Source organism: Bacillus sp. VA13 (assembly GCF_055710085.1).
The window spans coordinates 323,126-341,242 of the sequence record NZ_JBVQPP010000004.1 but is presented as its reverse complement, the minus strand read 5'-3'; the positions used below and the strand labels follow the sequence as shown (position 1 = coordinate 341,242).

The following is an 18,117-nucleotide window of genomic DNA, read 5'->3' as shown; positions in this document are numbered from 1 at the left end:
AAAGGATATCTAATACAGAAAGTGACCCTGCACTATTTTTCATCAAAATTGGTTTCAAAGGAGAAGGAACAATGGATCAAACACGTACACTTGGCAAGACGAAGCTGCAGGTGAAGCGGATCGGGTTCGGCGCGAATGCGGTCGGCGGGCATAATCTATTTCCGAATCTGAATGATGAAACAGGGAAAGATTTGGTGCGCACGGCATTGGATGGCGGCGTGAACTTTATTGATACCGCCTTTATATACGGACTGGGGCGTTCTGAGGAATTAATCGGCGAAGTTGTGCAAGAACGAGGCGTGCGGAATGAGCTCATTATTGCCACCAAAGGGGCTCATAAAGAAGTGAACGGCAGTATTGAATTAGACAACAGCCGGGAGTTTCTTCGCGGCGAGGTGGAAAAGAGCCTGAAGCGGCTGAAAACAGATTACATTGATTTGTATTATGTTCATTTCCCGGATGGGAAAACGCCTCTCGCTGAAGTGGCGGGCACGCTGAAGGAGCTGAAGGATGAGGGTAAAATCAAAGCGATCGGCGCTTCGAACCTCGATTATCAGCAATTGCAGGAATTTAATGCCGACGGTTATTTGGAGGTCTTCCAAGCTGAATACTCTCTCATTCAGCGTGATGCCGAGAAGGAGCTGCTTCCGTACTGTGAAAAACACGGCATTTCCTTTATTCCTTATTTTCCGCTCGCGTCCGGGCTGCTGACAGGAAAATTCACGAAAGACACGGCCTTTGATGACTTCAGAAAGGATAAGCCGCAATTTCAGGGAGAAGCGTTTATTCACAATCTCAAAAAAGTAAATAAGCTGAAAGCGGTAGCGGAGGAAAAACAAGCGGAGACGGCACATGTCGCCTTGGCGTGGCTGTTAACAAGACCGGCGATAGACGCTATCATTCCAGGCGCTAAACGTCCTGAACAATTGAAAGATAACCTGAAAACCTTGAACATTGAATTAACCGAAGATGAAGTGAACTTCATCAGCGGAATCTTCACATAAAAAAGGAAATAGCTTGGAGGCTATTTCCTTTTGGTGTTTTATTCTTTGATGAATGCTTCGACTAATTCTGCTGCTCTGTAATCGTCCATATCAAGCTGCCATTGGTCGATGTCATTTTTCTTCATTTTCACTTCAACCGTTTTTTCAGATGAAGCTGGTCCGAGCTTCTTGAATTCTTCAGGATAGACTTGAAGCGCATATTTCACAGCATCCTCATAGCTGGCGCCAGAATTTTTGCTGTAGTAGTCTTTCACTCTGTCTTCGATTCGGTCTGAGAGTGAAGATGCATCTACCGGTTTAATTGTGGCTTCAACAATCGCTTCGTCTTTTGAGATCGAAGTTGTTTTCGCCTGGATGGAAGAGTTTTTGCTTAATCCCTCTTTAATGCCGTTCACGATATTATCAAGCGCTTTGCTGTCGGCATATGTGCTGGAAAGGCCCGAAGCTGAGAGATAGCCGTCTTTCGCTGATTCGTTGAAATCACTTACAATTTTATTTTTGTTGTCCCCGGTGATTTTTTCGAAATCAGCGTTGTCTTTACCGAAAAGAAGGACATCAACATAAGCTGATAATGCTTTTGCAGAGTCTTGGAGCTGGTCTGCTGTCGCAAGGATCTTTTTGTCTTTTCCGTCAATTTTGAAAGTAACTGATTTTGGCTTTTTATCACCATAAGATTCCGGCGTATAGTTAAGCTCGTATTTCTCGCCTTTATCTACAACATAGAAGAGGCTACCTTCAACCGATTTGTCAGCGTTAATCGTGCTGCTGCGCAGCTTTTCGTTATAATCCTCGGGATCTGTGTCAGACATCTTAGTATCATCTTGATACAAAGTGAAATCCATACTGTCTACATTCAGCGGTTCTTTTCCTGTGTTTTTCACAGCGACATTGACTTTTAACACAAGCTGGTCATCTGAAGTGGATTTATCATATTTGGACGGCAGTGTATAAGAGACATCCTTGATTTTGACTTGAGCTATATCTGAGCTTTTTTCTGTTTCTGAATTTTTCTTCTCCGCGCTTGTTTTGCTTCCGGAACAAGCAGCTGTAAACATCATCAGCAGAAGAATTAGGAAAACAGCGTACGTTTTTTTCTGAAACATTCATTTTTCCTCCTCAAATGGTTTAGGAAAGGGGAGTCTTTTGTCTTTGAGAAATAGATCTTTTTGAATGGATTAGCATCATATAACCAAAAAAATCAGTTCTTTTCTCACGGTTTTCACCGGATTTTCTGGAAACTCCGCCCTTCTTTGTCATGAATGGACCTATAAAAAGTTACAACGGATTTAATTTTAAGATTATTAGCTTTTATATTGAATAGGTTCATCATACTATTTTTGGTGAAAAATGTTCTGGAAAAACTGGTAAACTCAGAAATTTGTGTATTTTAGACTACTACTTTTTGATTAGTTGAAGGGGACATAAGAACGATGAAAGGGGCCATCTTGGTGAAGAAAGAGGGACTGAAACAAAAAGCACTGGAAATCGGCCGGGTGCCGACACACTTAAAACTGGAAATTGAAGATTATGGCGATGATGAGAAAAGCGCACATTTTTGTTGGACAGATCCTCAGGATGAACACATCGGCATTATCGTGGAACTTGGGCCGGACGGACAGCTGAAATCTCTTTCCCGAGATATTGAGCCTGAAAGCGGAGAAAGGCTGTCTGAGGAGAAATTAGAAGATATCATGCGCCAATTTGTAGAGACTCATTTTCCCGGGGCGCTGTCTGTCTTTGTGCGTGAAGAAAATGACCGTACATCCGACGATAAAGTGAGATTTTCATATGTTCAAATGGAGGACGGTCTTCCTCTTCCCATGAGCGGATTTATGGGTGAAGTTTCCTTATCAGGTGAGATCATTTACTTTCGCTATTACGGCAAAGCGGGCAGCATCATCAAGCCAAAGCGGGTCGCTGATGAAGAAGAGGCATTTGCCTTCATCAAGAAGGACGTGGAGTTCAACCTTTTGTTTGAGGTTCTCCATCGTTCTGTTTACAAAAACGGGGACGATCAGCCGCATTTGATGTATGAGCCTGAATGCAGGGCCGTTACCGTGCCTGCCGATTTGGTGAAAGAAGAACAATCATTTGATGATGACGATGACAGGGAGCCGGAAAGCTTTCCTCTCCCTTTATTCGAAGGCATTCACGAAAAGGCTGATCTTGGCAGTATGATCGGAATCGAAAAAGGGTTTGTCAAAGAGCGGGAAGCGGATTTGGGAGACGGGAGAATAAGGACCGTTTGGCGGAATCCGGATGATCCCGTGTATCAGCCGGCAGATAAAAGCATGGACAGCTGGTTTAGAGGACGGGTTCATCAAGTGCTGAAAACCATTCATAACAAAGAAACCGGAAAACTCGAAGGCGTCATGTCATTTATGGAGAAAAAAGGGCCGTTGACAGTAACTGAGGCAGAGTGCGAAAAAATTGCGCTTCGTTTTCTGTTTGCTTTATTCCCGAATGCCGATCAATATTTTAAGATCAAATATGACGAACCCGATGAAGAAGAAAACGCAGTCGCTGGTTTTACATTTGAAACTCACTGTCACGGGGTTCCGCTCCGGTTTGGGCAGATCAGAATCTGCGTCAGCCGCCAGACAGGGCATATCACCGTTTATATGGCACCGGATATTGACCCGAAGGAGCTGGAAGCCATTCATCCCGTTCCGGCCATTTCAGCAGAACAAGCCAAGTCTATCTTTTGGCAGCATTTTAAAGTTGAGCTTGGTTGGGAGAGAGAATACCGCGATGATGAAGAACAGGGCTACCGGCTCGTCTATAAGCCGGTGTATCCGCGTTTTATCGAAGCCCATACAGGAGAGCCCGTTTTCAGTTCATGGTAAGATAGCCAAAAGTCACACAAATGCCGCGGATATATAAGGTGAGATGTGATGAAAGTAACAGGAAGAATATCAGAAAACAACGACAATAATAGAAAAGGACCTTTCTTCACTTTAAATGAAGAAAGGTCTTTTTATATAATAAACAGGATTCTCTTTGTCGTAGACTCTTTGAAAGGATGACTTCATTGGTTAATAAACAGCTGAAAAAGAAGGCGCAAGAGATCGGGAATGTACCTCCGCATTATGAGCTTGAGATAGAAGATTACGACCAAAAGCAAAAGAAGAAGAGGCAGGCATACTTCATCTGGAAGGACCCTGAAGATCCGGAAAAGCACATTACAGTTGAACTCCGACATGACGGCGCTTTGCTCACCTTTTCAACAACCGTCCGCTCCGAGACAGACAAAAAACTTCCAGATGCCGAGTTGAAGCTGATGGCTCTTCAGTTTGCTGCTGCCAACCATCCCGGCACATTTATGAAATTTCACTTTCAAGGTAAGGAAGAACGGGGACTGCATATCCGTTTTATCTATACCAAAATGGAACTGGGGCTTCCGCTTCCCAATTCAGGCTTTTTAATTGATATGACACGCAGCGGACAGATTGTCCATTTCTTATATTACGGAGAAGGGCATAAAGCCGAAGTGCCAAAGGAATTTGTAGCAAAAGAGAAGGTTGTGTCCCATTACTTAAATACAATGTCTTTGCAGCTGATGTACGATGTCATTGATGGCGAACAGGCACCCAGGCTTGTATATGAACCGATTTTGCCGGGATACAGCTACCCCGCGGATGTAGACGAAATCGTGCCTGACCAGCATATCGCAGATGAAAGAATAGAAAACGGGGCGCCCCTGCCGCCGCTTCAAAACACGGAAGAAATCAATATATATGCCATGCTGGGCCTCACCTCTGATATGCAGAAAGTCAGTGAAAAGGACTTTGGAGAAGAAATAGGAAGCACGTGGCGAAAAGGCACTGCGCCGGAGCGTAAAGATTTAAGCATTGGAAGTTATTTTGAAACGAGAAATAAAAACACAATCAAAATGAAGACGGATAAAAAAACCGGAAAATTAAAAGCAGCGCTTTCTTTTATGGACCAGCGGAACAACCGCCAATGCTCAACGGAAGAATGCCAAAGGATAGCGCTTCAATTTTTGTATGCCCTCTATCCGAGAGCAGCTGAGTTTTTCAGAGCGAATCCCGTCCGAATTGATGAAAGAGGGAGGGTCCGCAATCATTTTTCTGTCTGGTATAAAGGAGTGCCGCTGCGGTTCGGCGCTGCCCGCATCATTGTCAATCCGGAAACGGGAATGATTGACGCTTTTATGGCGCCGGATATTGATCCAGAACGATTGGAAACAATCAATCACAGGCCGGATGTTTCAGCTGAAGAAGCGAAAGAAACGTTTTTGGCCGCATTTGATGTGAAGCTGGAGTGGCAGCCTGATTTTACAGCAGGCAGCGATCAGCATTACAAACTTGTCTATAAGCCGGTTTATCCTTCCTATATTGATGCGCACATAAGGAAAAAGAAAAGGCTGTGAGGGTGTCTAGTCAGGAATCATCTCCAAGTGGGGGTAGTCCTTGAATCGTTTCCAGTCCCCGCCCCACTCAAAGCCGAGTTTCTTAGCGATCTCGACAACCTCCAGCCAATCTGATTTTCCGTTTTGATTGCCGTCATATTCCATATCCCATATGATGCTGCCATCCTTTTTTTGAAGGGCGAAATCAATAGCTAAGCCATAGTTATGATACGATTCCCCTCCTCTTGCATAGGTGACAATATTCCCTTTTTTTGTACGTCCCTGTTTATATAATTCGTCTTGTTCCTTAAAGGACCGGAATCCTTCTGTAATGACGACGGTAATGCCTTTATTCGCTGCTGCTGCCTTGAGGGCATCGGCATTCTGCTTCACAACCGGATGAAGATCCGAAGGGACAGGCATATCCTGCAGGGCATTTTGAGAATGCCATTCGTGCCGTATATAACTAAAACACAGATCAAGAAGAAACAGAATACATAAGATAACAGATGTTTTTGCGGATAATTTCATATCGGTCTCACTTTCTCATGATGTGCTAAATGTTAACGCTTATACGATTGACTCTCTCTAAAAGCGAACAGCTATGATAAAATATAACATAAATAGTAGCAGGAGGAAGGAGGCAGACCGATGAGAGCAAAGATTCCATCTGAGGAAGTGGCAGTAAAACTAAACGAATGGTACAAGCTCATTCGCGCATTTGAAGCAGATCAAGCAGAAGCGTTAAAGCAGGAGATCGAATACGATTTAGAAGACATGGAAGAAAATCAGGACTTGCTTTTATATTTTTCTTTGATGGAATTCCGTCATCGTATCATGCTTGATAAGCTGATGCCGGTGAAAGACAGCGACACCAAGCCTCCGTTCTCAGATATGCTGAACGAAATTGAAAGCAATCAGCAAAAACTCACAGGCTTATTGGAATACTACTTTTATTATTTCAGAGGGATGTACGAATTTAAGCAGAAAAATTTCATATTAGCGATTGACCATTATAAACATGCCGAGGAAAAGCTCGAGTATGTCGAGGATGAGATCGAAAAAGCTGAGTTTCTTTTTAAGGTTGCAGAAGTGTATTATCACATCAAACAAACGTATTTTTCAATGAATTATGCGAGCCAGGCGCTTGATATCTATACGAAATATGAATTGTACGGGCGCCGCCGCGTGCAGTGTGAATTTATCATCGCCGGAAATTTGACCGATGTTTATCATCATGAAAAAGCGCTGACACACTTGTGCAGCGCCTTAGATCATGCCAGGCAGCTTGAAGAAGCGTACATGATCGCCGCTGCCCATTATAATGTCGGACACTGTAAGTACAGTCTGGGCGATTACAGTGAAGCGGAGGGCTATTTCAAAACAGCCGCCGCCATTTTTGAGGAGCACAATTTTCAGCAGGCCGTTCAAGCCGTTTTTTCACTGACCCATATCTACTGTAAAGAGGGAAAATACGACAAAGCGGCAGAGACGTATGGCCGCGGGGTAAAGAGCGCCGCTGAATGGGAAGATGACATGTATTTGACGAAATTCCGCCTCATTCATGAGCTGTATCTTGGAAGCGGCGACCGGAGTGTGCTTAAAGAATGCTTTGATCTGCTGGAATCCCGCCAGCTTCTTGCAGATGCTGAGGATCTGCTGCATGATACAGCGGAACGTTTCAATCAGCAGGAACGTTACGAGTCCGCCGCTTTCTTTTACCGCAGGCTGATGAATATTAAAAAGAAGCTTGCTGAGCAGCGTTTTCAATAGGTGGTGGCAGAGAACATAATCGGTTCTCTGCTTTTTTTTATGCTGTTTTCAACCCGAAAAAATAGGGTATTTTCCACTGCATAATGGAAAATCAGAGGAGGATATCGTTTATGTATAAAGATTTAACCGGAAAAACAGCGATTGTGACAGGTTCTTCAAAAGGAATCGGGAAAGCCATTGCGGAACGATTTGGACAGGAGAAAATGAATGTTGTTGTGAATTACCACAGCGATCCATCTGGAGCCGATGAAACTGTGGACATCATTAAGCGTAACGGAGGGAAAGCTGTCGCAGTTGAGGCGGATGTGTCCAAAGAAGCAGGGATTCAGGCGCTCTTGGACACCGCTTTAGAGCATTTTGGCACGCTCGATGTCATGGTGAACAACTCCGGCTTTAACGGCACGGAAGCCATGCCGCATGAGATGAGTCTAGAAGATTGGCAGAGAGTCATTGATGTCAACGTCACCGGAACCTTTATGGGAGCCAAAGCAGCGCTTAACCACATGATGAAAAATAATATCAAAGGCAATGTGCTGAATATCTCTAGCGTTCACCAGCAGATCCCGCGCCCCGTCAACGTCCAGTATTCCACGTCCAAAGGCGGCATCAAGATGATGACAGAAACGCTGGCGCTCAACTATGCGGATAAGGGAATCCGTGTCAACGCGATAGCGCCCGGCACCATTGCAACAGAATCAAATGTTGATACGAAAAAGGAAGAGAACAAACAAAAACAATTGAAGAAAATCCCGATGAAAGCTTTCGGAAAGCCGGAAGAAGTGGCAGCAGCAGCGGCTTGGCTCGTATCTGAGGAAGCGAGCTATGTGACCGGCACAACACTATTCGTGGACGGCGGAATGACACTTTATCCATCTCAGCTTGAATAGAACACTAAACAGGGGGATTGCGGAATGAAAACAGACTGGTGGAAGGATGCGGTGGTGTATCAAATTTATCCGAGGAGCTTTCAGGACAGTAATGGAGATGGAATGGGAGACCTGCGGGGGATCATTTCCCGCCTTGATTACATAAAGGAGCTCGGGGCAGATGTGATTTGGATTTGCCCGATTTATCCTTCTCCGAATGTTGATTACGGCTATGATGTGACGGACCATAAGACGATTATGGATTCATACGGAACGATGGGCGATTTTCACGAGCTGCTTGACGAGGTGCATCAGCGCGGATTAAAGCTGGTGATGGATTTTGTGTTAAATCACACCTCGGTCGAGCATCCATGGTTTAAAGAAGCGGAGCTGGACAAAAACAGCAAATACCGCAGCTATTACTTTTGGCGCCCCGGCACAAAGAACGGCCCTCCGACGGACTGGGTGTCTGACTACGGATACCCGGTCTGGCAATACGAGGAGCACACGGGAGAATATTATCTCCACATGAATGCCGTCAAACAAGCTGATTTAAATTGGGAACATCCTGAGGTGCGCCAAGCAGTGTTTGACATGATGAGGTTTTGGCTCGATAAAGGGGTAGACGGCTTGCGCATTGATCAGCTCCATCTCATTTCTAAGAAAGAATATCTTCCTTCGTATGAGGACTATATCAATCAGCAGGCAGAGCCGAAGCCTTTCCAGCCAAATGGCGAACGAATTCATGACTATTTAAAAGAAATGACAGATGAAGTATTTTCCCGGTACGATGTGATGTCTGTCGGAGAGGTTGGCTCTGTTACACCGGAGGAAGGGCTAAAGTATACGGGAACCGATAAGCATGAACTGAATATGATTTTTCACTTTCAGCATATGGAGCTTGACCAGCAGCCGGGAAAAGAACATTGGGATGTAAAGCCCCTTGAGCTTTCTGATTTAAAATCGGTTTTGACATCATGGCAAAAGCAGCTGGAACATCAAGGGTGGAATACATTGTATTGGTGCAACCACGACCAGCCCCGGATTGTGTCCAGGTTCGGAGACGATGGGGAATACCGCAAAGCATCTGCGAAAATGCTGGCCACTGTTCTTTATCTCATGAAGGGAACGCCATATATTTATCAGGGAGAAGAAATCGGGATGACAAACGCGCCGTTTACCCGGATTGAGGACTACAAAGATATCCAAACGATCAATATGTATCATAAACGGGTATTTGAAAAAGGCTATGATCCAGAAGACGTGATGAGATCGATCTTAGCCAAAAGCCGGGATCATGCCCGGACGCCGATGCAGTGGAGCAACGGCAAAAATGCCGGATTTACTGACGGCACGCCTTGGTTGAAGGTCAACCCGAACTTCACGGCCATCAATGTGGAAGAGGCACAGACAGACCCTGATTCGATCCTAACCTATTATAAAAAGCTGATCAGCCTGAGAAAGCAGTACGCTGATCTCATCAAAGGAAGCTATGAACTTTTGCTTCCGGATGATCCGCAGCTGTTTGTGTACGTGAGAAAAAATGGTAAACAACAGCTTTTGTCGGTGAATAACTTTTCAAAAGAGCAAGCTGTTTTCAGGTGGCCTAAGAACTGTGGCAAGGCTCAGGCATCCCTGCTTCTCAGCAATTATAAAAACAACGGTGACCTTGCTGATGAAATGGTGTTTCAGCCTTATGAGAGCAGGGTGTATCTTCTGGACAATTCAATCAAATGACTCAGCCCGGCATTTTCAGCCGGGTTTTTTAAGTACATATATTGGCGCCATAGACGGGAAGAATAACATTAAAATGAAAATTACTCTTGCAAAACGTAATGACTTCGGTTTATTATGATATAGGATTACAAAATCGTTATCATTTTGATTTAAAGTTACTGAAAAAGAGGGGATATACGATATGTTTAAAAAATGGAGCGGCTTGTTTGTGATTGCAGCATGCTTTTTATTGGTGGCAGCATGCGGCAACTCATCAACAAAAGGGTCGGCGGACTCAAAGAGTGATAAACTGCATGTTGTCACAACGTTCTACCCGATGTATGAATTTACAAAACAAATTGTAAAAGACAAAGGCGATGTGGATCTGTTAATCCCATCTTCCGTTGAACCGCATGATTGGGAACCGACGCCGAAAGACATTGCCAACATTCAGGATGCTGATTTGTTCGTTTATAATAGTGAATACATGGAGACGTGGGTTCCGTCAACTGAAAAAAGCATGGGCCAAGGGCATGCCGTTTTCGTCAATGCGAGCAAAGGCATTGATTTAATGAAAGGCTCTGAAGAAGAACATGAAGAGCACGGAGAGCACGAGGAGCATGAGCATGGGGAGCATGAGCACAGCCATGAAATGGACCCTCACGTATGGCTCAGCCCTGTTCTGGCGCAAAAGGAAGTTAAAAATATAACGGCCCAAATCGTAAAGCAGGACCCGGATAATAAAGAATACTACGAGAAAAATAGTGCAGAATATATTGCAAAACTGCAGGATCTTGATAAACTATATCGTACAACCGTAAAAAAAGCGGCGAAGAAAGAATTCATCACGCAGCATACAGCTTTTGGCTATTTGGCAAAAGAATACGGCCTGACTCAGGTTCCGATTGCAGGGATTTCTCCTAACCAAGAGCCAAGCGCAGCCGACTTGGCAAAGCTGAAAACATATGCCAAAGAACATAACGTAAAAGTGATTTACTTTGAAGAAATTGCATCCTCAAAGGTCGCAGAAACGCTTGCCAATGAAATCGGCGCGAAGACAGAAGTGCTCGATACACTGGAAGGCTTAAGCAAAGAAGAACAAGATAAAGGCTTAGGGTATATCGACATTATGAAACAAAACCTCGATGCCCTGAAAGATTCACTATTGGATAAATCATAAGATAGTGTGCGCCGGAGGGTGCACACTATTTCTTTGTGAGAAAGGAAGATTGACATGAATCTCGTCTCATTGAAAGATATCGTTTTCGGCTATTCCCACACGCCTGTGTTGGATAAAGTATCACTTGATATTGAAAGCGGTGAATTTGTCGGCATCACAGGACCAAACGGGGCCTCTAAATCGACGCTCATGAAAGTAATGCTCGGCATGCTGAAACCGTGGGAAGGCACGGTGACGATCAGTAAAAGGAATACAGAAGGAAAACGCCTGACGATAGGGTACGTTCCGCAGCAAATTTCTTCATTTAATGCCGGCTTTCCGAGCACGGTACTGGAGCTTGTTCAGTCAGGCCGATACACAAAAGGGAAATGGTTTAAACGTTTAAATGAAGAAGATCATCTTGAAGTGGAAAAAGCGCTGAAAATGGTGGAAATGTGGGAGCTCCGCCATCGTAAAATCGGCGATTTATCAGGCGGACAGAAGCAGAAAATCTGTATCGCCAGAATGCTCGCCAGCAACCCGGATCTCTTAATGCTGGACGAACCGACAACAGCCGTTGACCACGACAGCAGAAAAGGATTTTACGAATTTATGCACCATCTTGTGAAAAATCACAACCGAACAGTTGTGATGGTCACTCATGAACAAAATGAAGTACAGCAATTTTTAGATAAAGTGATTCGATTAGAGAGAGGAGAAAAAGGCGGATGGAAATGTTTGACTTGGAATTCATGCGACGAGCTTTTCTAGCAGGCGGCATGATTGCCATCATGGCTCCGATACTAGGAGTGTATCTCGTTCTCAGAAGACAGGCCTTAATGGCTGACACACTTTCACATATTTCATTGTCAGGTGTTGCCATCGGCTTTTTCCTCAGCACCAATATTACCGCGGCGAGCATAGTCGTCGTGACCGTCGGCGCAATTGGGATTGAATACATGCGGCGGGCATATCGGACGTATTCAGAGGTGTCCATTGCCATCTTAATGGCGGCTGGTTTGTCCTTCGCGATGTTTTTAATCAGCTTTTCAAAAGGCACCGCAAATATGAGCATCGATCAATACCTTTTTGGATCGCTCGTGACAGTAAATCAGCAGCAGGTGTATATTATTGGCATCATTACATTGCTGATCCTGCTTTACTTTATCGTACTGAAAAGACCGCTCTACCTGCTGACGTTTGATGAAGCAACAGCAAAAACATCAGGAATCAATACAAACTTCCTGTCGATGTCCTTCAGTATCGTCACAGGCCTTGCGATCTCAGTTATTATCCCGATCATCGGAGTTCTTCTTGTATCAGCCCTGCTCGTATTGCCGGCAGCATTCGCTATCAGAATTGCAAAAGGTTTTAACATGGTATTTATTACAGCCATACTCATTTCGTTATTCAGCGTATTTATGGGGCTGACATCGTCCTATCAGCTCGGAACACCGCCAGGGCCGTCCATTACCCTGCTTTTGATCGTTCTGCTTTTGATCGGATTTGCAGTTCAGGGAGTTTGGACATTTATCAAAAAAGAAGCCCTGCGTAAAAAAGGGCGCCGGTAACATGAAAAGCAGTTTTCCATAGGGAAAACTGCTTTTTTATAGAAACATCCCGGCAAGACGCTCATATGATTCCTTTTTCGCCTCAAAATCAAACACATTGCATAGAACCATGATTTCATTTGTTTCATAGCGGTCTGTCAGCTCTAAAAGCTGCTGTTTGACAGTGTTTGGAGAACCGATCACCATCCGCTTTCTGTTTTCTTCTATAAGTTTTTTATCGGACTCTGTGTAGGGATGCGCTTTTGCCTCCTCGATGCTCGGCACTCGGCTGTCCAAGCCTTTTCCGACACGAAGAAGCCATAAATCCTGGCTTAGGGCGAGCTCTTCTGCCTCTTCATCTGTTTTTGCGCAAATGACAAAAATCGTAAACAGTGCCGTCGCAGACGAGAAATGAGCTGATGGCCGAAAGCTTTCCCGGTAAACGCGAAATGCATTTTCTCCTCGCTCAGGATTAATGAAATGCCCAAATACATATCCAATGCCCTGATGCGCCGCGCGTCTTGCGCTGTTTTCACCGAGACCGAGCACCCATAGCTCCGGTACAGTGTCAATTAGGGGCGCCGCTTTGATTCCGGCATACGGATGCCCGGGAGGAAGCGAATCTGTGAGAAAATAAGAGACATCCTGCAGCTGTCTGTTAAAATCGGTTAAGCTTTTTTTTATCCCGTCTGTTAGCGCAAGACGGGTTTTTGTCGTGCCGCCGGGAGAACGCCCGACGCCGAGGTCAATCCGGTTCGGATACAGTGCTTCAAGCTGGCGAAAGGTTTCGGCTACCTTAAACGGGCTGTACTGGGGCAGCAGCACACCGCCTGACCCGACACGAATCTTGCTCGTGTGTGCTGCGATGTGAGCGATCATGATTTCAGGCGCTGTGCTTGCCAGTCCTTTCGTGCTGTGATGTTCGGCAAACCAATAACGCTTATATCCCCACTGTTCGCTTAATTGGGCAAGCTCAACCGAATGCTGAAGAGTTGCCACAGGGCTTTCTCCTTTAGAAACAGGTGCCTGATCAAGTATGCTTAAATGAATCAAAAGGCCGCTTCCTTTCTGTCTGTTTTTAGAATGTGACACAAGAATAGGCAAAATGACTCGCTCACGTCAAATGGTTTGTTTAAGATGCGTACTTCATAGCATTTGCAAAACATATATCAAATATGGAAGTTTTTTTTCGAGGATTTTCGTCAATTATTCTTAACTTTTACGAAACTTTGATATAATAACAAACGTATATATTAATAATTTACGGCTTATTTTCCTTGTGAGCGTAAAAATAAATGTGACTATCTTCACATTTCGATGAGTAGGAGTGAATCGTGTGGCAATTTCTTTAGAAAAAGGTCAGCGAATTGATTTAACAAAAGGAAAAGCCGGTCTGTCAAAATTGATGGTCGGTCTCGGCTGGGACCCGGTGTCCTCAGGCGGAGGATTCTTCAGCAAACTGCTTGGCGGAGGCGGTCCGAATATAGACTGTGACGCTTCAGTGCTGATGCTGGAAAACGGAAAATTCACCGATAAGAAAAATATAATTTATTTCGGCAACCTGAAAAGCCGCTGCGGCAGTGTAAAGCACACAGGCGACAACCTGACAGGCGATGGTGCGGGCGATGACGAGCAAATTATGATAGATTTGGGAAAAGTGCCTGCAAACATCGATAAGCTTGTATTTGTTGTAAATATTTATGATTGTGTCAGAAGAAAACAAGATTTCGGCATGATTCAAAATGCGTTTATCCGTGTAGTCGATCAATCTAATCATGAAGAAATGCTCAAATACAATTTGAGAGACAATTATGCAGGCAGAACAAGCCTGATTACAGCAGAAATCTACCGCAGCGGCAGCGAGTGGAAGTTTGCGGCGATTGGTGAAGGCACAAACGATACGAGATTAGAAGATATTATCAGCCGGTACGTATAAAAGAAAAGGAGTGGATGAAACATGGCAATTTCATTGGCAAAAGGACAAAAGGTAGATTTAACAAAAACAAATCCGGGTCTTTCAAAGGTTGTTGTCGGTTTAGGCTGGGATACGAATAAGTATGACGGCGGGCACGACTTTGACCTTGACTCAAGTGTGTTTCTGTTAGACGCAGCAGGTAAATGCGCGTCTCCAAACGATTTTATTTTCTACAACCAGCTTGAAGGCGGCAACGGTTCAGTTGTTCATTCAGGCGATAACCTGACTGGTGCTGGCGAAGGCGACGATGAGAATGTCAAAGTGAATCTCAGCGCAGTGCCCGCCAATATTGATAAAATCTCATTTGTTATCACCATTCACGAAGCGGAAGCACGCAGCCAAAACTTCGGACAAGTATCAAACGCGTTCGTGCGCATCGTAAATGAAGAAACAAATGAAGAGCTCATCCGTTACGACCTTGCCGAAGATTTCTCTATTGAAACGGCAATCATTGCAGGGGAGCTTTACAGACATAACGGCGAGTGGAAATTCTCCGCTATCGGCTCAGGCTACCAAGGCGGCCTTGCCCGCATCGCAACGGACTACGGTTTACAAGTCGGTTAAGACAAATACGAAGAGCAGAAAGGAGAGAGGCAGTATGGCCATTCAATTATCAAAAGGACAGCGCATTGATTTAACGAAAACAAATCCGGGACTCGCAAAAGCGGTGATCGGCTTAGGCTGGGATACAAACAAGTACTCCGGCGGACACGATTTTGACCTGGATGCTTCAGCCTTTTTAGTCGATGCGCATGATAACTGCGTGAATGATCTCGATTTCGTCTTCTATAATAACCTTGAACATCCGAGCGGCGGTGTCATCCATACGGGTGACAACCGCACGGGTGAGGGTGACGGAGATGATGAGCAGATTATCGTTGATTTCTCAAAGATCCCTGCTCACATTGAGAAAATCGGCATCACAGTGACCATTCACGACGCTGAAGCACGCAGCCAAAACTTTGGACAAGTTTCCAATGCGTTTGTGCGTGTTGTGGACGAAGAGACGCAGAATGAGCTTCTTCGCTTCGACTTGGGAGAAGATTTCTCCATTGAAACAGCTGTTGTCGTTTGTGAGCTTTACAGACACGGCGGCGAATGGAAATTCAATGCGATCGGCAGCGGTTTTTCCGGCGGGCTGGCTGCATTGTGCCGGAACTACGGTTTGCAAGTGTAAGCGAGTGACAAATAGAGAAGTCACCGTTTCAAATTAATAGGAGGAAAAAACTTGGACTTTTTACATCATATCATGTCTACGTATGCTTCATTTTTCGATTGGAAAATGTGGGGGGAAGTGCTTTCTGATCCTGTTTCATGGGGTCTGATCGGTTCCCTTGTTGTTCTGGAAGGCCTTTTATCGGCCGATAACGCGCTTGTTCTTGCGGTGATGGTCAAACACCTGCCGGAAAAACAGCGGAAAAAAGCGTTAACGTATGGTTTGTTTGGAGCTTATATTTTTAGGTTTATTTTCATCGGGCTCGGTATGCTCCTCATTAAGTTTTGGTGGATTAAGGTGCTTGGCGCGCTTTACTTGGCTTGGCTCGTCATTAAGCACTTCTGGATTGGCGAAAAAGAAGAGGACACAGACGGCATGAAGAAAAATTCTTGGATGGTCCGCACGTTCGGTATCTTCTGGGCGACTGTTATTTCAGTTGAATTAATGGATCTTGCCTTCTCTGTGGACAGCATCCTTGCCGCATTTGCGGTATCTGAAAAAGTATGGGTGCTTCTGATCGGCGGTATGCTTGGTATTCTAATGATGCGTACAGTGGCAAAAGTATTCCTTGTGCTGATTGATAAAATCCCTGAGCTGGAAAACACAGCATTCGTGTTAATCGGCATTATCGCTCTGAAAATGGCAGCGAGCGCTTTCCATTACGAAATGCCGCACTCTGTATTCTTCATTATCATTATTGCTGCATTTGCGGTAACATTCATCATTCACTACATCAACAAACAAAAGCAGGTGCGCGAACAAACAGCCGCTTCAAAAGAAGAATAAAACAAAACAAGGAGGGAGGTTCAATGTCCTTCCTTTTTTGTTACAGAAATATCGTGCAATGACAAACCGGAAAGGAGGATATGATGAGACAAGAAGAACTAACCATTCATAAAGCACTTCCGGCTGATGGGAATTGGAAAGACCTGCTGTTTCAGCCATTACCCGAGCGGGATCACTATGAAACAGAACAAGGCATTTCTTTTTCTCGTCTCGCCGGGCAGATATTAGGCACGCCTATTGATGAAACGGACTACTATAACGAGCTGTATGAGCTGTCTATAAACGATCGCATTACCATTCTGAGTGAAACGCTTGATAAAACAATCGAGCCGGAGACTTTTCAAAAGCTCCAGCATATTCATTCTATCAATCAGAAAGAAAAAGGGCTGTCAGTCAGCCGCTTTGTTGCCTTTCTGGATGGGGAAAAATTGATTGCGAAGCACTCGAATCCCTTGATGCACCGCCATTTAAGAAAAGCGCTGATGACGCTTTTACATACCTTTGCAGATAATCATGAGCAGGGGCTGAATCATCCTGATTTTCGCAGAGTGCTGCTTGATGTCTCGAAGTTTTCGTTGAATCACCTGAATCCTTGGCTGGAAAAAACCGATATAGAGCGGGAGATGCCAAAGGTAGTTTGGTATGGAGGCGCGACGAAAAGCCAGCTCTATTTCTTATATTATCTCATGTTAGTCGGCTGCGATGTTCTGCTGTTCCATCCGGCGGGAAACGATCAGCTGGCGCTTGTCGATCCGAAGCAGGAGCTCAGTTTTACGGAAAAGCTTCCGGATGTTTCGGAGCTTCAGCCGTTTCCGAAAGAAAAACCGGACCGGAAATCAACAGTCGCCTACCGCTCAACAAAGGAATTTGAACATGTGCTGAATCACGAGGAATCCATGCTGTACAAGCCATGGCAGTTCAGAGATCACACACCGGTGTCTGTTACGCTCAAAACGACCTATGATGAATTGTTTTTAATCACGAAAGAGCGCGCCTTTATTCGCCCGAATTTCAAAGCTGATAAACATTCCATCGAGATTCCCAATGTATTCGCCAAAATTATGGGCGTGTCAAAAGACAATAAAGAATATTGGAACAGGCTTCATACATTAGCAGATTATCAGGAAACAGAAATGGTAAGAAGCTTTCCGTTTACAGAAGAAATAAAATCGAACTATCAATTTCATTACAGCCACGCGCTTGACCACGAAGGGAACATTGATCCGGACAAGCTGATGGCAAGCAATGTGTGGCAGTACAAGCAGCTTCCGGCGGGCGTTCAGACTGCCATTGCCAAAACGATTTCGAGAATGTGCAGGCACCCGCGGCTTAAGGCTTTGCATCAGGAACAAGTCAAGGATGTTCAAATCTACTTGTTTAAACAGACAACAAACCTGCCTGCTAATCTGCTGAAATTGATTCAAATGTTCGACTATGCGCAAACGGTTCCGAAACTCGTTTTATATCATACAGAAATGAGCGGCGGACTCACGCGTTCGGATGCTGCTTCCCTGCTGTTCCTGAATGAAATCGGAATCGACATCATCATTTATAACCCTCCCGGCCATCAAGATATTGAGCAGTTTATTGAAGAGGATCAGTATGATATCCACTGGCTGGACGACATGGTGTTTCAGCAGGACTATAAGGAGCCTTCGATTGTCAGAAGGCTGTTCAGAACGATTACCCAAAAGTAAGGA

At 44.7% G+C, this 18,117-nt stretch carries 18 protein-coding genes; 14 read left to right on the top strand and 4 right to left on the bottom strand.

Going from position 1 to position 18,117, the window contains the following annotated elements:
* The first annotated feature begins 71 nt into the window (after positions 1-71).
* Positions 72-1,004 (top strand): aldo/keto reductase, encoded by a 933-nt coding sequence (locus tag AC0C66_RS16975; RefSeq protein WP_072182366.1) that lies wholly within the window; start codon positions 72-74, stop codon positions 1,002-1,004.
* Between the two features lie 38 nt (positions 1,005-1,042).
* Here the strand turns inward: AC0C66_RS16975 and AC0C66_RS16970 are convergent, their stop codons facing one another.
* Positions 1,043-2,107, bottom strand: coding sequence for a DUF4352 domain-containing protein (locus tag AC0C66_RS16970; RefSeq protein WP_014112548.1), 1,065 nt, complete (start codon positions 2,105-2,107; stop codon positions 1,043-1,045).
* Positions 2,108-2,129: 22 nt separating this feature from the next.
* A complete protein-coding gene (locus AC0C66_RS16965; RefSeq protein ID WP_133058580.1) occupies positions 2,130-2,261 on the bottom strand; it encodes a hypothetical protein in 132 nt (43 codons plus the stop codon).
* A gap of 173 nt (positions 2,262-2,434) precedes the next feature.
* Between AC0C66_RS16965 and AC0C66_RS16960 the strand changes: the two genes are divergently transcribed.
* Together AC0C66_RS16960 and AC0C66_RS16955 are read left to right on the top strand one after the other, a co-directional pair.
* Positions 2,435-3,850, top strand: coding sequence for a YcdB/YcdC domain-containing protein (locus AC0C66_RS16960; protein ID WP_072182367.1), 1,416 nt, complete (start codon positions 2,435-2,437; stop codon positions 3,848-3,850).
* Between the two features lie 185 nt (positions 3,851-4,035).
* Complete coding sequence (locus AC0C66_RS16955) at positions 4,036-5,397, top strand: YcdB/YcdC domain-containing protein (RefSeq protein ID WP_461845801.1); 1,362 nt, start codon at positions 4,036-4,038, stop codon at positions 5,395-5,397.
* A 6-nt stretch (positions 5,398-5,403) separates the two neighbouring features.
* On the opposite strand, the gene cwlK is transcribed toward AC0C66_RS16955, so the two are convergent.
* Positions 5,404-5,907, bottom strand: coding sequence for a peptidoglycan L-alanyl-D-glutamate endopeptidase CwlK (gene cwlK / locus AC0C66_RS16950; RefSeq protein ID WP_014112552.1), 504 nt, complete (start codon positions 5,905-5,907; stop codon positions 5,404-5,406).
* Positions 5,908-6,027: 120 nt separating this feature from the next.
* Here cwlK and rapJ point away from each other — a divergent pair, with 120 nt between their 5' ends.
* The 6 genes from rapJ to znuB all read left to right on the top strand — a co-directional run bounded on the left by rapJ (position 6,028) and on the right by znuB (position 12,461).
* On the top strand, positions 6,028-7,149 hold the full coding sequence (gene rapJ / locus AC0C66_RS16945) for a response regulator aspartate phosphatase RapJ (RefSeq protein ID WP_014112553.1): 1,122 nt from the start codon (positions 6,028-6,030) through the stop codon (positions 7,147-7,149).
* A gap of 110 nt (positions 7,150-7,259) precedes the next feature.
* Positions 7,260-8,036 carry an SDR family oxidoreductase gene (locus AC0C66_RS16940; protein WP_061187014.1) on the top strand — a complete coding sequence of 259 codons (777 nt, stop codon included), beginning with the start codon at positions 7,260-7,262 and terminating at the stop codon, positions 8,034-8,036.
* Between the two features lie 24 nt (positions 8,037-8,060).
* Positions 8,061-9,752, top strand: a complete 1,692-nt coding sequence (locus AC0C66_RS16935) for a glycoside hydrolase family 13 protein (RefSeq protein ID WP_072182369.1) — start codon at positions 8,061-8,063, stop codon at positions 9,750-9,752.
* A 181-nt stretch (positions 9,753-9,933) separates the two neighbouring features.
* Positions 9,934-10,911 carry a metal ABC transporter substrate-binding protein gene (locus AC0C66_RS16930; RefSeq protein ID WP_014112556.1) on the top strand — a complete coding sequence of 326 codons (978 nt, stop codon included), beginning with the start codon at positions 9,934-9,936 and terminating at the stop codon, positions 10,909-10,911.
* A gap of 54 nt (positions 10,912-10,965) precedes the next feature.
* Entirely contained in the window at positions 10,966-11,661 is a 696-nt protein-coding gene (gene znuC / locus AC0C66_RS16925) for a zinc ABC transporter ATP-binding protein ZnuC (RefSeq protein WP_072182371.1), read from the top strand.
* Positions 11,619-12,461 carry a zinc ABC transporter permease ZnuB gene (gene znuB, locus AC0C66_RS16920; protein WP_053407028.1) on the top strand — a complete coding sequence of 281 codons (843 nt, stop codon included), beginning with the start codon at positions 11,619-11,621 and terminating at the stop codon, positions 12,459-12,461. Before znuC ends, znuB begins: the two co-directional genes overlap by 43 nt.
* Positions 12,462-12,497: 36 nt before the next feature.
* On the opposite strand, the gene AC0C66_RS16915 is transcribed toward znuB, so the two are convergent.
* Positions 12,498-13,493 carry an LLM class flavin-dependent oxidoreductase gene (locus tag AC0C66_RS16915; protein ID WP_242734831.1) on the bottom strand — a complete coding sequence of 332 codons (996 nt, stop codon included), beginning with the start codon at positions 13,491-13,493 and terminating at the stop codon, positions 12,498-12,500.
* A 283-nt stretch (positions 13,494-13,776) separates the two neighbouring features.
* Here AC0C66_RS16915 and AC0C66_RS16910 point away from each other — a divergent pair, with 283 nt between their 5' ends.
* The 5 genes from AC0C66_RS16910 (at position 13,777) to AC0C66_RS16890 (ending at position 18,114) form a co-directional block, all read left to right on the top strand.
* Positions 13,777-14,376, top strand: a complete 600-nt coding sequence (locus AC0C66_RS16910; protein ID WP_014112559.1) for a TerD family protein — start codon at positions 13,777-13,779, stop codon at positions 14,374-14,376.
* A gap of 21 nt (positions 14,377-14,397) precedes the next feature.
* A complete protein-coding gene (locus AC0C66_RS16905) occupies positions 14,398-14,979 on the top strand; it encodes a TerD family protein (RefSeq protein ID WP_003224762.1) in 582 nt (193 codons plus the stop codon).
* Positions 14,980-15,013: 34 nt separating this feature from the next.
* Entirely contained in the window at positions 15,014-15,592 is a 579-nt protein-coding gene (locus AC0C66_RS16900) for a TerD family protein (RefSeq protein ID WP_014112561.1), read from the top strand.
* Positions 15,593-15,643: 51 nt separating this feature from the next.
* Positions 15,644-16,417, top strand: coding sequence for a TerC family protein (locus AC0C66_RS16895; RefSeq protein WP_014112562.1), 774 nt, complete (start codon positions 15,644-15,646; stop codon positions 16,415-16,417).
* An 83-nt stretch (positions 16,418-16,500) separates the two neighbouring features.
* Complete coding sequence (locus tag AC0C66_RS16890; RefSeq protein ID WP_072182373.1) at positions 16,501-18,114, top strand: YceG family protein; 1,614 nt, start codon at positions 16,501-16,503, stop codon at positions 18,112-18,114.
* Positions 18,115-18,117 lie beyond the last annotated feature (3 nt).